This is a genomic window from Paenilisteria riparia FSL S10-1204 (genome assembly GCF_000525995.1).
Taxonomy (GTDB): Bacteria; Bacillota; Bacilli; order Lactobacillales; family Listeriaceae; genus Listeria_A; species Listeria_A riparia.
Window position 1 is genome coordinate 58662 of record NZ_AODL01000016.1, and the last position, 14235, is coordinate 72896.

Consider the following 14235-nt stretch of genomic DNA (forward strand, 5'->3'; position numbering starts at 1 on the left):
AAGCATGACTCGAAAAATAGTTGTTGGTTCAAGACGTAGCCAACTTGCATTGACACAAACAAAATGGGTAATTTCTAACCTTCAAGCACAATTTCCAGAAGTGACTTTTGAGATTGAAGAAATCGTAACAAAAGGCGATCGAATTCTAGATGTCACATTAAGCAAAGTAGGTGGGAAGGGTTTATTTGTATCAGAAGTAGAAGACGCTTTACTTGATAAACGAATTGATTTTGCTGTACATAGCATGAAAGATGTCCCATCCGAATTAGCAAAAGGCTTAGTGATTGGCGCAATTCCAAAACGCGAGAATCCACTTGACTGTCTTATTTTTAAAACGGCCACTGATTTGAAAAACTTATCACAAGGTGCAATTGTAGGAACAAGTAGCCTAAGACGCGCGGCCCAGTTACTTCACATTCGACCCGATTTGAAAATGAAGCCAATTCGCGGAAATATCGATACGCGCTTACGAAAACTTCATGAGGAAGATTTTGACGCCATTGTTTTAGCTGTAGCAGGATTGAAACGAATGGATTGGCTGGATAAATTACAACACCCGTATGTCTTTTTAGATGAACACACTTGTCTGCCCGCAGTTGGTCAAGGAGCCTTAGCAATCGAATGCCGTGATGGGGACACTTTTGTGCAAGAAATGCTACAAACATTACAAGATGATGAAACAAGTAATGCTGTCATAGCTGAGCGAACACTGTTAAAAGCGCTAGACGGAGGTTGCGAAATCCCAATTGCAGGTTATGCGACTATCAAAAACAACGAAATAACACTAAAAGGTATCGTAAGTTCCATAGACGGACAGATTTGCTATCAAATCAAGGAATCAGGCCAAAATCCGAACGAACTCGGCCTCAAAGTAGCTCAAAAACTAATCGATTTAGGTGCTAAAGAGATTATCCAAGGACTTCGCAATAATGGCTAAGCATGTCTTATTGACACGTGAAAAAGCTAAAAATCAGCCATGGGCGAATATTTTGCGAGAAGCAGGATTCCAAGTATCGGAAGTTCCAATGATTGAAACGGTATCTACAGAAATGAGTTGCCGAATAGACGATTACGATTGGATTATATTTACAAGCACTAATACAGTAGATTATTTCTTGCATACAAATGGATTAAACCTTGGCATCAAGATAGCCACGATAGGCGCAAAAACAACGGAAGCCTTGCAAAAAAGAAATTTTACAGTACATTTTCAACCCAGCGCATATACAACAGACGTTTTCGTTGAAGAATGGCTTGACTTAAAATTGCAAAATAAGAAGATCTTATTACCTAAAAGTGATAAGTCCCGAAATGAAATCGCGTATCAACTAACTAATAAAGGGCATGAAGTGACAGAAATAATTAGTTATGAGACCAAAATACCGAATGAAGCCAAGCCAATGCTATCGCGCTCAACAGAAGATAACCCAATTGACATTGCTATTTTTGCAAGTCCTTCCGCTTGGTACAATTTTTTTAACATGCTTCACAAGAAATGTTTCAGATATAGCGATTGCATCGATTGGACCTGTGACGACTCAAGCGATACAAGATTCTGGCTATGATGTATCTTATGAAGCAGAGGTTTATACGATGCAATCACTATGCCAGCAATTAATAAGGAGGAATTAAGATGTTAAACAAGCATTTTGACAGACACCGCCGATTAAGAACTAGCGCTTCAATGCGTGATCTTGTGCGCGAAACGGTGCTACATAAAGAAGATTTGATTTACCCAATTTTCGTGAAAGAAGAGAACACGCCAAAATCCGAAGTAACATCTATGCCAGGCGTTTACCAATATCCACTGTATGAACTTGAAAGTGAAGTCAAAGAACTACTCAACTTAGGAATAAAGGCTGTGATTCTTTTCGGACTCCCAGATGATAAAGATGACGTAGGTTCAGGAGCTTACCATCAGCACGGGATTGTACAAAAAGCAACGCGTGTTATTAAAAAAATGGCCCCAGAAATGCTCGTTATTGCAGATACATGCCTTTGTGAATTTACGGATCACGGGCATTGCGGCGTTATCAAAGGAGGTTCTGTGTTGAACGATGAGTCACTAGAACTCCTCAAAAAAACTGCGGTTAGCCAAGCAGAGGCGGGTGCAGATATTATTGCCCCTTCCAATATGATGGATGGTTTTGTAAGGGTAATTCGAGAAGGTTTAGACGAGGCTGGATTCTATGATGTTCCAATAATGTCCTATGCGGTAAAATATGCCTCTGCTTTTTACGGTCCATTTCGCGAAGCAGCCAACAGTGCTCCACAATTCGGTGATCGGAAAACATACCAAATGGATCCAGCAAACCGTTTAGAAGCACTTCGTGAAGCAAACAGTGATGAAAAGGAAGGCGCCGATTTCTTAATTGTCAAACCCTCACTTTCTTATATGGATATTATTCGGGACGTACGCAATCAAACGAATCTCCCCGTCGTTGCATATAATGTAAGCGGTGAGTATGCCATGGTGAAAGCAGCAAGCGCTAATGGCTGGATTGATGAAAAACGGATAGTCTTAGAAATGTTAACAAGTATGAAACGCGCAGGTGTTAGCTTGATTATTACTTATTTCGCCAAAGATGTGGCGACTTATTTAAGGGAGGATGCATAAATATGAGACAGTTTTCCAACTCAGTAAAAGCCTTTAAAGAAGCAAATAGAGTACTACCGGGTGGTGTAAATAGCCCTGTACGAGCCTTTAAATCAGTAGATGCCGATCCTGTTTTTATGAAGCAAGGAAAAGGTGCGTACTTAACAGATATTGACGGAAATGAATATATTGACTATGTGCTATCATGGGGACCATTAATCTTAGGACACGCAAATGAGAAGGTCATAAAAGCAGTAACTGATGCGGTAGCACTTGGAACAAGTTTTGGGACGCCAACGGAAATTGAAACGGAATTAGCGAAATTAGTTGTTGAACGCGTGCCATCAGTAGATATCGTTCGTATGGTTTCATCTGGAACCGAGGCAACAATGAGCGCGATTAGGCTGGCACGTGGCTATACAAAGCGAAATAAAATTTTGAAATTTGAAGGAAGTTACCATGGGCATGGTGATTCACTTTTGATAAAAGCAGGTTCAGGCGTTGCTACACTTGGTTTGCCAGACTCTCCAGGCGTTACGCCAGGTCTTGCAGCAGATACTATTGCCGTTCCATATAACGATTTAGAAACCGTTCAACTTGTATTTGAAAAATATGGTGAAGAAATCGCAGCTATTATTGTAGAACCAGTTGCCGGGAACATGGGTGTTGTTCCGCCGATTGAAGGCTTTTTAGAAGGGCTTCGCGAAGTGACAACAAAATATGGTAGTCTGCTAATTTTTGACGAAGTAATGACTGGATTTCGTGTTGATTTCTATAGCGCACAAGGTCTTTACGTAGTTACTCCAGATATAACTTGCCTAGGAAAAGTAATAGGAGGCGGCTTGCCAGTTGGTGCCTATGGTGGTAAAAAAGAAATAATGGAACACATTGCACCAGCCGGAAATATATATCAAGCGGGTACACTATCTGGCAATCCAGTTGCGATGAACGCTGGTTTTGCAACATTAAGCCAATTAACACCACATCATTATGACGCTTTCAGAGCTCGCATCGATCAAATGGAAGAAGGTCTAACCGTTCTCTCACAACAATATGAAGTTCCGTTAGCCATTAATCGTGCAGGGTCTATGTTTGGCTTTTTCTTCACAAATCAAAAAGTAATCAATTATGATACAGCTAAAACATCAGATTTAGCCTATTTCGCTAACTACTACCGTGAGATGCTACAAAATGGTATTTTCTTACCACCTTCGCAATTTGAAGGATTATTCATTTCAACAGCCCATACAGAGATCGAAATAGCGAAAACACTTGAGGCAATAGAAGCCTCCATGAAAGCACTACGTTGACGATTACTTCTTTATTTGATACAATAAACCCATTCTAATATTTGTAAATACGAAGATGAGGAAGAGTAGGATATTTTTTTCTTTTCAGAGAAGAGGCGGTCGGTGCAAGTCTCTAAGAAAAATATTTGAACGTAGCCTCTGAGTAATATTCCTGAACTTAGAGTAAGGGATATCGGGAAACTTACTCTCGTTAAAAGAATGAAGTGCCGTACTTTTGTGTACGGTAAAAAGGTGGTACCGCGGAAAGCTCTTTTCGTCCTTTATACAGGATGAGAAGAGTTTTTTGTATTCCAAAATCGATTTAGGAGGAAAAAAGATGACAGAATTAAACATGCCAACAAAATATAACCCCCAAGATATTGAAAAAAATCGCTATGATTGGTGGATTGAGCAAGAATTTTTCAAAGCTGATGGTAAAAATGAAAAACCAGCATATTCCGTTGTAATCCCACCCCCAAATGTAACTGGAAAACTACATCTAGGACACGCTTGGGATACAACATTACAAGATATTTTAACACGCATGAAACGGATGCAAGGTTATGACACATTGTATTTGCCAGGAATGGACCACGCAGGTATTGCAACCCAAGCAAAGGTAGAGGCGAAATTGCGAGAAAGCAATACTTCACGCTATGATTTAGGCCGCGAGAAATTCTTAACACAAGCTTGGGATTGGAAAGAAGAGTACGCTGCCGTCATACGCGAGCAATGGAAAAAGATTGGCTTAGGATTAGACTATTCAAGAGAACGTTTTACATTAGATGAAGGTTTATCCGATGCTGTAAGAAAAGTGTTTGTCACTTTATATGAAAAAGATTTAATCTACAGAGGACAATATATCATTAACTGGGACCCCGTTGCGAAAACAGCATTATCCGATATTGAAGTTATTCACCAAGACGTTGAAGGACAGTTCTATCATTTAAAATACCCATTAACGGATGGTTCAGGTTTCTTAGAAGTCGCAACAACAAGACCTGAAACAATTCCAGGCGACACAGCAGTTGCTGTTCATCCTAAAGATGAGCGCTATCAAGCGTTTATTGGAAAAACGATTACCTTGCCAATCATAGGACGAGAAATCCCAATCGTTGCTGATGATTATGTAGAACGTGAATTTGGTTCTGGTGTAGTAAAAATAACACCGGCACACGACCCTAACGATTTTGAGGTAGGTAACCGTCACGACTTACCACGAGTAATTGTAATGAATGAAGATGCGACAATGAACGAAGCTTCAGGCAAATATAACGGCATGGATCGTCTCGATGCGCGTAAAGCAATTATAGAAGATTTCAAAGAACTAGGATTGTTCATCAAACAAGAGCCACATTTGCATTCAGTTGGGCATTCAGAAAGAACTGGCGCAGTGGTAGAACCATATCTTTCTATGCAATGGTTTGTAAAAATGGCACCATTAGCTGAACAAGCCGTGAAACTACAAGAAAGTACGGATGATAAGGTCAGCTTCATTCCAGATCGGTTTGAAAAAACATATCTATCCTGGATGGAAAATATTCATGACTGGTGTATTTCACGCCAATTATGGTGGGGACATCGTATTCCAGCCTGGTATCATAAAGAAACTGGTGAACTATATGTTGGCGAGGAAGCACCTTCTGATATCGAAAATTGGAATCAAGATGAAGATGTTCTGGATACATGGTTTAGTTCGGCATTATGGCCTTTCTCTACAATGGGCTGGCCTGATGAAGCAAATCCAGATTACAAGAAATTCTTCCCTACAAGTACATTGGTAACAGGTTATGATATCATCTTTTTCTGGGTATCGAGAATGATTTTCCAATCTGTTGAATTTACAGAAACAAGACCGTTTAAAGATACATTAATACACGGATTAGTCCGAGATGCAGATGGTAAAAAAAATGTCTAAATCTCTTGGAAATGGTGTCGATCCAATTGAAGTCGTAGAGAAATATGGAGCTGACTCATTACGCTATACATTATCTACAGGAACTTCCCCAGGACAAGATTTGAAATTCAGCTTTGAAAAAATAGAATCCACGTGGAATTTCATCAATAAGATTTGGAATGCCTCTCGTTTTGCACTAATGAACATGGAAGGTATGCAATATGAAGCAATCAATTTAACAAATGTTACAGAAGTTAGCGACAAGTGGATATTGACTCGCTTGAACGAAACAATTAGCACTGTGACTAATTTAGCTGAGAAATACGAATTTGGTGAAGTGGGTCGGACACTTTATAACTTTATTTGGGATGATTTCTGTGACTGGTACATTGAAATTGCAAAAATATCATTATACGGTGATGACATGGAAGCGAAACAAACGACTAGATCCGTTTTAGCCTATGTTTTAGATAATACAATGAGATTATTACATCCGTTCATGCCTTTCGTAACAGAAGAAATTTGGCAAAACTTACCTCATGATGGTGTGTCGATTACAGTTGCAGATTGGCCAACAGTAGATTCAAGTCAAGTAGATGAAGAAGCATCTGAATCCATGAAGCTGCTAGTAGAAGTTATACGCGCTGTTCGTAATATTCGAGCTGAAGTTAATACGCCATTGAGTAAGCAAATCAAGCTACAAATCAAACCTAAATCAGACAGCCATAAAGCTATTTTAGAAAATAATATCACTTATATTGAACGTTTTTGTAACCCAGAAACAACAACAATTTCATTTGACATAGTACCATCTAAAACAGCGATGACAGCCGTTGTATCAGGTGCAGAAATCTATTTACCTTTAGAAGGGTTAATCAATATTGACGAAGAAATTGAGCGTCTAGAGAAAGAACTTTCAAAGTGGAAAAAGGAAGTTTCACGTGTACAAGGAAAATTATCCAATGAAAAATTCATGGCTAAAGCACCAGAAAAAGTAATTGAAGAAGAGCGAGCGAAAGAAAAAGACTATATGGAGAAGAAGTCATTAGTAGAGGAACGCATCCAATCTTTAAAAAATAATTAATAAAAGCGAGCGCGGATCTCCAAAATGAGAGAAGCGCTCCGTCTTATGGAGGTTTGTATATGCATTTCAAGGATTATGAGAGTGCTGTGTCATGGATTCACGGCACATTACGTATGGGTATTAAACCAGGGCTTCAACGGATGGAATGGATGCTTGCTAAACTAGACAATCCTCAATTGAAGAACAAATGGGTACATATAGCAGGGACCAATGGTAAAGGATCTACACTAACATTTATTCGCAATGTACTAGAAAACGCAGGATATCGTGTAGGAACATTTACTTCCCCATATATAGAACAATTCAATGAACGTCTCTGCATTAATGGAATTCCCATTTCAGATGAATCTATTATTTCCCTATGCAATCGAATCAAACCGCTTGCTGATGAGCTTGAAAACGAAAGTATTGGCCATCCATCAGAATTTGAAATTATTACAATAATGATGTTTCTTTATTTTGCTGAGTACTCACCGATAGACATAGGTATTGTTGAGGTCGGATTAGGAGGCAGACTTGATTCTACAAACGTTATTACACCGCTAATTTCCGTTATTACAACTATTGGGATGGACCATATGGAATTCTTAGGAGATACAATTGAAAGTATCGCCTCTGAAAAAGCTGGAATCATGAAGCCAGACGTACCTGTTGTCAGCGGTGTAATACAGCCAGAAGTGCGCGCACTGTATAAAAAACGGGCGGATGAAATGAATTTGAAAATATTTCAGCTTGATACAAATTTTTACGTAGAAAAGATTGATGAACAGCGATTCAACTATGCTTCTCCTCATGTCATAATAGATGATATAGAAGTCAGCTTGCTAGGTGACCATCAGCTGAACAATGCTGCAGTAGCTGTTAAGACAATAGAGCTATTGAATCAGTTTGAATATACAACGACAACAGAAAATATTAGAATCGGGTTGAAGAATGCTAGCTGGCCTGGACGTATGGAGAAAATTAATGAAAAGCCACTGATATACCTTGACGGTGCGCACAACATAGAAGGAATCAAAGCTTTAGTTAACACAGCAAAAAGTTTTCCTGACCAACAAGTAAAGCTCTTATTTACAGCGATGCGCGATAAGGAATTTGTAGATATGATAGCATTATTAAAGCAAATAAGTCGTGCTGATATTTACATTACGACTTTTGACTATCCGAGAGCACTAACAAAAGAAGAAATACAGAATATCGCTATAGAAAATAATATACGTGTAGTCTCTGATTGGAAAAAATGGTTAATTGGTGAGAGGCGAAGCTCAGAAGCAATTATTTTGGTAACTGGTTCATTGTATTTTATCTCCGATGTAAGAAATTTATTGCTATCTTAATATGCTTTATACTATAGGACTCATATCAGTGAGTCTTTTTTGTATATTACCTCTTCTAATAAAGCTTGTAAAATAGTTAAAAAAATTTTTTTTAGAGCTGATTGAGCATACGAAACTCTTTTTTTGCGCTTAACTCTAAAAATAATTTTAGAAGTGATTTATATCTAATAATGCATTTTTTGCTATATGACATATTTCTATTTGCGTGCTATATTTCATTAACTAGGAGGCGAGCGAATGGTTTATTTTTATTTAGTGGTATATAGTACTATTTTTGCATCTTTTTTACATGTTCTTGGAATGAATGCACCATTGAGTAATACATTTATTCTAAGAGTCTCTTCGCAATGTGATTATTGTGGTAAGAAGCTAGAAGTGCGCCAGATGATACCGGTTATATCCTTTATTATGCAGAGGGGGAAAAGCACCTGTTGTCATAAACCAATGAATAGAACTTATATACTGGTAGAACTTATGTCTCCGTTATTTATTTGTTTACTTTATGCATTATACGGTTTTACGGATACATTTTATCTGTATGCAATAGTTTATTCTCTGTTACTGATTTTATTTGTGAGCGATGTATTGTACCTCTGTATCCCTGATAGCATCTTACTTAGCTATTTTACTATCTCTGCTACATTTTATTTTTATCAAAATCCATCTGCATTTTTAGAACATTTGTATCAATTAATAATAGGTTTATTTTTATTTCTTTTACTCTATCTGATTGTAAGAAACGGTTTTGGATTCGGAGATATAAAATTGTTAATTTTACTATGTTTTTTACTTGGTATTAAAGAAGTATTATTGGTCTTTATTATTGCAGTGTTTTCTGGTCTATTGATTATAACCATGGTCTCCTTATTTAATCGAAAGCTTAGACAACAAAAAATACCATTTGTGCCGTTCATATTGATTGGTTTTATATTCTCTGCGTTTACGGGGGATTTATTTTGGGTTTTGATTTTATAACTGGGGAGGTAAGCTAATGTTTATGAAAGAAATGCCTTATACAGAAAGGCCTAGAGAGCGCTTGCAACAAAAGGGAGTTTCTAGTTTATCCAATATAGAACTATTAGCAATTATTCTTGAAACTGGTAGCAAAACGGAATCTGTAGTTGATCTAGCGAACAAAGTTATTACACAGTTTTTAGAACTCTCGGAAATGAGAAATGTTACGCTTCAAGAACTGATACAAATAAATGGAATCGGAATAGCGAAAGCCGCTAAAGTATTGGCAGCCATCGAATTCAGTAAGCGTATCGGCCAGCAAAAGGTAATTGAATGTCCAGTTATTAGAGGGCCGCAAGATGGGGCTAACCTTGTCATGAAAGAAATGCGGTACCTGTCTCAAGAGCATTTTCACTGTGTTTTTTTTAAGTACAAGAAATAAATTATTGCACCGAGAAACTATTTTTATCGGCAGTCTAAATAGCAGTGTTGTGCACCCACGAGAAATTTTCAAACAGGCGATGCGTTATTCAGCAGCGAGCATCATGTGTTTTCATAATCATCCCTCTGGTGATGCAAGCCCATCTCACCAAGATATTGCAGTCACTAAACGCTTAAAAAAAGTAGGTGATTTAATTGGAATTCCTTTGATAGATCACATTATCATTGGGAATAATACCTTTACAAGCCTAAAGCAAGAGGGGTATTTCTAAAGAAAAGATAAATATTTTGTCTATCTCATTAAAAATTAATGTCTGTTCTGCTTAGTTATGTTATAATAAAGTGGTTGTTTATGTGTATCTGTTTTACATAAAACATCGAGGGATATCAGCATACCTAATTATTATAAAACAATACTTTGGGGCTGGGGAATTTAAGAGCTAATATGGTTAATAGAGAGACAGCAATCATGAACAAAGTGATAACTAAAGAAGAGAAAAGGAGATTAATAAATGTTTGGATTTGGTAATAAAGATATTGGAATTGACTTAGGTACAGCAAACACTTTAGTTTATATGAAAGGCAAGAGTATTGTTTTAAGAGAGCCATCTGTTGTCGCCATGAAAAAAGATACACAAGAAATTGTTGCGGTTGGTAGTGAAGCCAAAAGCATGATTGGGAGAACACCAGGCAATATCGTTGCAATTCGTCCCATGAAAGATGGTGTTATTGCGGATTACGATACAACAGCAGCGATGATGAAATACTATATCCAAAAAGCTAGTAAAGGTGCTAGTGCAAGTAAACCCCGTGTTATGATTTGTGTTCCATCTGGAATTACAGGTGTAGAAAAACGTGCTGTAACAGATGCAACTCGTCAAGCAGGAGCTAAAGAAGCCTACACAATTGAAGAACCGTTTGCAGCAGCAATCGGGGCAGGCTTACCTGTTTGGGATCCAACAGGTAGCATGGTGGTAGATATCGGCGGTGGAACTACGGAAGTTGCAGTAATATCCCTTGGTGGTATTGTGACAAGCCGTTCAGAGCGAACTGCGGGAGACGACATGGACGATGCGATCATTAACTTTATCCGCAAGAAATATAACTTATTAATTGGGGATCGAACTGCTGAAACAATCAAGATGGAAATTGGTTCTGCCAATCCTGTTGACTTAGGTTTAGAGCCATTTAGTATTCGTGGTCGTGATTTAGTAACTGGTTTACCGAAAACAATCGAAATTTCTCCAGAAGAAATTAGTGAGGCTTTGGCAGATACAGTGGCATCTATTATTGATGCAGTAAAAAATACTTTAGAAAATACACCACCAGAACTTTCAGCAGATATTATGGATAAAGGCATCGTATTAACCGGTGGTGGGGCATTGTTGCGTAACTTAGATTCAGTTATTGCGGAAGAGACAAAAATGCCAGTCATTATTGCAGAGAACCCTTTGGATTGTGTTGCAATAGGTACAGGTAAATCATTAGAAAACATGGACTTATACAAAAAGAAAAAAAATGAGCTAATGAGACATGTCTATTTTGTAGTCAAGAGTCTGTAGCACAACTATGAAAGAAGAGGATTGACGAGATGAGGTGTTCATTATGCCGCAGTTTTTCTTAAATAAACGTTTAATTATCTTGTTAGTCTCCATTATTGTTTTAGTGGCGTTAGTAGGATATTCTCTAAGTGGTAAAAGCAAAGCTTCTTGGCCAGAGCAATTCGTAAAAGATGTCGCAGGCTTTGGAGAAAATATTGTTTCCAAACCAGTTGGCTTTGCTTCTAGTTTCTTTTCTAGTGCCAGCGATTTGAGAAACGCCTATACTGAGAATGAGCATCTAAAAAAACGTTTAGAAGAATTGGCGCAACTTGAAAGTAAAGTAGCAGATTTAAGTAAAGAAAACGCAGATTTGAAGAAATCGCTTGATATTGAGGCTGATTTAAGTGATTATAATCCAATTAATGCAACTGTAATTTCCAGAAATCCAGATGATTGGAATATGCAAGTTCAAATTGATAAAGGGTCTGCCGACGGTGTTAAACCAAATATGGCTGTACGCACACCAGAAGGTATGATTGGAAAAATTATGAAAACAGGTGCTAAATCCTCTACTGTAAAATTGCTCAGCTCAACAGATGACCGGAACCGAATTTCTGCCATTGTGCAAGGTAAGGCAACGGCGTATGGAATTATTAATGGGTATGATGCTGAACAACGGCTGTTAGAAATGAAACAATTACCAATAGATCAGAAATTCACTAAAGGTGAGAAAGTTGTGACTTCTGGGCTTGGCGGCATTTTCCCTTCAGATATTTTTATTGGCACGATTGAGAAGGTAGAAACCGATAAGATGGGTCTATCACAAACTGCGCTAGTGAAGCCAGGTGCGGATTTGTATGATTTGAGTCACGTTATTGTCTTACAACGTACTTTGGAGGGTGATGGCTCGGAAGGGTCTGGGTCCTGATGAATACGAGGAAAGTAATCGTAATGCCACTCATTGCAATAGGAATCTTTATTTTGGAAGGAGTTACTAGCCTTCAATTTGGGCATGCATTTTTTGGAGATCAGAGGTTTTTCATTCCACATTTTTTAATTGTTATGCTAGTCATGATGACAACATTCTATAATCGAAACATGACGCTGATTTATGCTTTCATACTAGGAATAGTTTTTGATATTTATTACACAGACGTGCTAGGTGTCTATTTTGCGATATTCCCGTTTATCGTTTATTTGACGGATAAACTTATGAAAGTACTTCAAAATAATATTCTACTTGTTGGCTTAGTAACTGTTTTTAACGTAATGCTCACCGAATGCTTAGTGTATGGCTTCTACCTACTTATTGGTGGAACTGATATGACCTTCACGACATTTGCTGATCAGCGTTTATGGACGACTATTTTGTTAAACCTGGCTTTCTTCCTGATTCTTTTCTTTCCTTTTAGAAGTTTTCTCTTGAAATTAAAGGAAAGTGACAGGATGTAATATTAATCCTATATCAGTCTGTTTACTAATTGTCTGCGGACTGATATAGTTTAATTTAGAGCTATGTCTTAACCCAAAAATATTAATGGCTGTGAGGTGAGGTAAGTTGAAGAGATATATCCAAATAAAAGGGACGAAAGACGGTATTAGCATCTTTCTCAATGATGTAGCTAGTATAGCTGAGCTTGAAAACGGTTTGATACAACACCTTAAGGAGCAGCAAACTGTAATGCAAGACCAGAAGCTAGCCGTCCAAGTACATATAGGAAATCGCCTTTTTACAGAAGAAGAAGAGCAGAAAATTAAGGCTATCATTCAAGAGAATAGCCAAATGGAAGTTAAGGGATTTACAAGTAATGTAATGACGAAACAAGCAGCGAAGAAATGGAAAGAGGCCGAACAAATATTTTCATTGGCTACAGTGGTTCGCTCAGGTCAAGTGATTAATGTACCAGGTGACCTGCTACTTGTAGGGGATGTCAATCCTGGTGGAGCTATTCGCTCAACTGGAAATGTATATATACTGGGTAACGTGAAAGGTATTATTCATGCCGGGATTGGTGGCGATAAGAAAGCTGTGGTTACTGGGAAATTCCAATATCCGTCACAAATTAGAATTGCAGATGAAATACTTAGTTTTGATGATGAGGAAAGTAAAAACAAAGTGGAAGAGAATATTTTCACTGCCTATTTGGATGACAAGAATAAGCTAATGATTGATAGCTTACAGATTTTAAGAAAAATTAGACCGGAAATTTCTAATTTTCAAGGAGGGCAATAATCATGGGTGAGGCTATAGTAATAACTTCAGGAAAAGGTGGCGTTGGTAAAACAACGACGACGGCCAACCTAGGAACAGCACTTGCATTGCAAGGAAAGAAAGTGTGCTTAGTCGATATGGATATCGGACTTCGAAATTTAGATGTTGTGCTTGGTTTGGAGAATCGAATTATTTATGATCTTGTGGACGTTGTAGAGGGGCGTTGCAAGCTGCATCAAGCGGTTATTAAGGATAAACGTTTCGACGATTTGCTGTTTCTGCTACCAGCAGCTCAAACGACGGATAAGAGTGCTGTGACTGGAGAGCAAATGAAAGAACTTATCGCACAAATGAAGCCTGACTATGACTTTATCTTAATCGATTGTCCGGCAGGAATTGAGCAAGGATATAAGAATGCTGTTGCTGGTGCTGATCGTGCTTTAGTTGTTACGACGCCTGAAATTTCGGCGGTTCGTGATGCTGACAGGATTATTGGCTTGCTAGAGCAAGAAGAGATTGAAGCACCAAAACTTATTATTAATCGTATCCGGACGCAGATGATGCGCAATGGAGAAGTGATGGATATTGATGAGATAACGACACATTTGTCAATTGAGTTGATAGGAATTATTATTGATGATGATGAGGTTATTAAGTCGTCCAATAGTGGAGAACCTGTTGCAATGCAAGCCAGTAACAGGGCAAGTATCGGGTACAGAAATATTGCGCGTAGACTTTTAGGAGAATCTATTCCGCTAATGTCTATTGACGAGCAGAAACAAGGATTTTTCAGTAAGCTAAAGGGTTTATTTGGCGCTAATTAATTTACAGATGACAAAAGTTGGATATATTAGTCAGGAACAGATTTCTTGATTAATGACCAA

At 38.0% G+C, this 14235-nt stretch carries 11 protein-coding genes, 2 pseudogenes and 1 other annotated feature; all 13 genes and pseudogenes read left to right on the top strand.

All coding sequences use genetic code 11. From position 1 onward, the window contains the following. The first annotated feature begins 4 nt into the window (after positions 1–4). The 13 genes and pseudogenes from hemC to minD all read left to right on the top strand — a co-directional run bounded on the left by hemC (position 5) and on the right by minD (position 14175). Positions 5–937: a hydroxymethylbilane synthase gene (gene hemC, locus PRIP_RS10335; protein ID WP_036101115.1), complete on the top strand. Its 933-nt coding sequence runs from the start codon at positions 5–7 to the stop codon at positions 935–937. After that, on the top strand, positions 930–1565 hold the full coding sequence (locus tag PRIP_RS10340) for a uroporphyrinogen-III synthase (RefSeq protein ID WP_036101116.1): 636 nt from the start codon (positions 930–932) through the stop codon (positions 1563–1565). Before hemC ends, PRIP_RS10340 begins: the two co-directional genes overlap by 8 nt. A 68-nt stretch (positions 1566–1633) precedes the next feature. Further along, positions 1634–2617 carry a porphobilinogen synthase gene (gene hemB, locus PRIP_RS10345; RefSeq protein WP_036101117.1) on the top strand — a complete coding sequence of 328 codons (984 nt, stop codon included), beginning with the start codon at positions 1634–1636 and terminating at the stop codon, positions 2615–2617. Positions 2618–2619: 2 nt separating this feature from the next. Then, complete coding sequence (gene hemL / locus PRIP_RS10350) at positions 2620–3906, top strand: glutamate-1-semialdehyde 2,1-aminomutase (protein WP_036101118.1); 1287 nt, start codon at positions 2620–2622, stop codon at positions 3904–3906. A 43-nt stretch (positions 3907–3949) separates the two neighbouring features. Beyond that, positions 3950–4170, top strand: a binding site (T-box leader). Between the two features lie 52 nt (positions 4171–4222). Next, positions 4223–6866 (top strand): annotated as a pseudogene (locus tag PRIP_RS10355) (valine--tRNA ligase). 59 nt (positions 6867–6925) lie between these two features. After that, positions 6926–8203: a bifunctional folylpolyglutamate synthase/dihydrofolate synthase gene (locus tag PRIP_RS10360; protein WP_036101119.1), complete on the top strand. Its 1278-nt coding sequence runs from the start codon at positions 6926–6928 to the stop codon at positions 8201–8203. Positions 8204–8440: 237 nt separating this feature from the next. Next, a complete protein-coding gene (locus PRIP_RS10365; RefSeq protein WP_052008859.1) occupies positions 8441–9178 on the top strand; it encodes a prepilin peptidase in 738 nt (245 codons plus the stop codon). A gap of 16 nt (positions 9179–9194) precedes the next feature. Further along, positions 9195–9870, top strand: a pseudogene (gene radC / locus PRIP_RS10370) (RadC family protein). Between the two features lie 240 nt (positions 9871–10110). After that, a complete protein-coding gene (locus PRIP_RS10375) occupies positions 10111–11160 on the top strand; it encodes a rod shape-determining protein (RefSeq protein ID WP_036101120.1) in 1050 nt (349 codons plus the stop codon). 43 nt (positions 11161–11203) lie between these two features. Beyond that, entirely contained in the window at positions 11204–12067 is an 864-nt protein-coding gene (mreC, locus tag PRIP_RS10380) for a rod shape-determining protein MreC (protein ID WP_036101121.1), read from the top strand. Further along, on the top strand, positions 12067–12591 hold the full coding sequence (gene mreD / locus PRIP_RS10385) for a rod shape-determining protein MreD (RefSeq protein ID WP_036101122.1): 525 nt from the start codon (positions 12067–12069) through the stop codon (positions 12589–12591). Before mreC ends, mreD begins: the two co-directional genes overlap by 1 nt. Positions 12592–12697: 106 nt before the next feature. Further along, the gene (minC, locus tag PRIP_RS10390; protein WP_036101123.1) at positions 12698–13372 is read left to right on the top strand and encodes a septum site-determining protein MinC; all 675 of its coding nucleotides are present in this window, start codon (positions 12698–12700) and stop codon (positions 13370–13372) included. A gap of 2 nt (positions 13373–13374) precedes the next feature. After that, the gene (minD, locus tag PRIP_RS10395) at positions 13375–14175 is read left to right on the top strand and encodes a septum site-determining protein MinD (RefSeq protein ID WP_036101124.1); all 801 of its coding nucleotides are present in this window, start codon (positions 13375–13377) and stop codon (positions 14173–14175) included. The last annotated feature ends 60 nt before the right edge of the window (positions 14176–14235 follow it).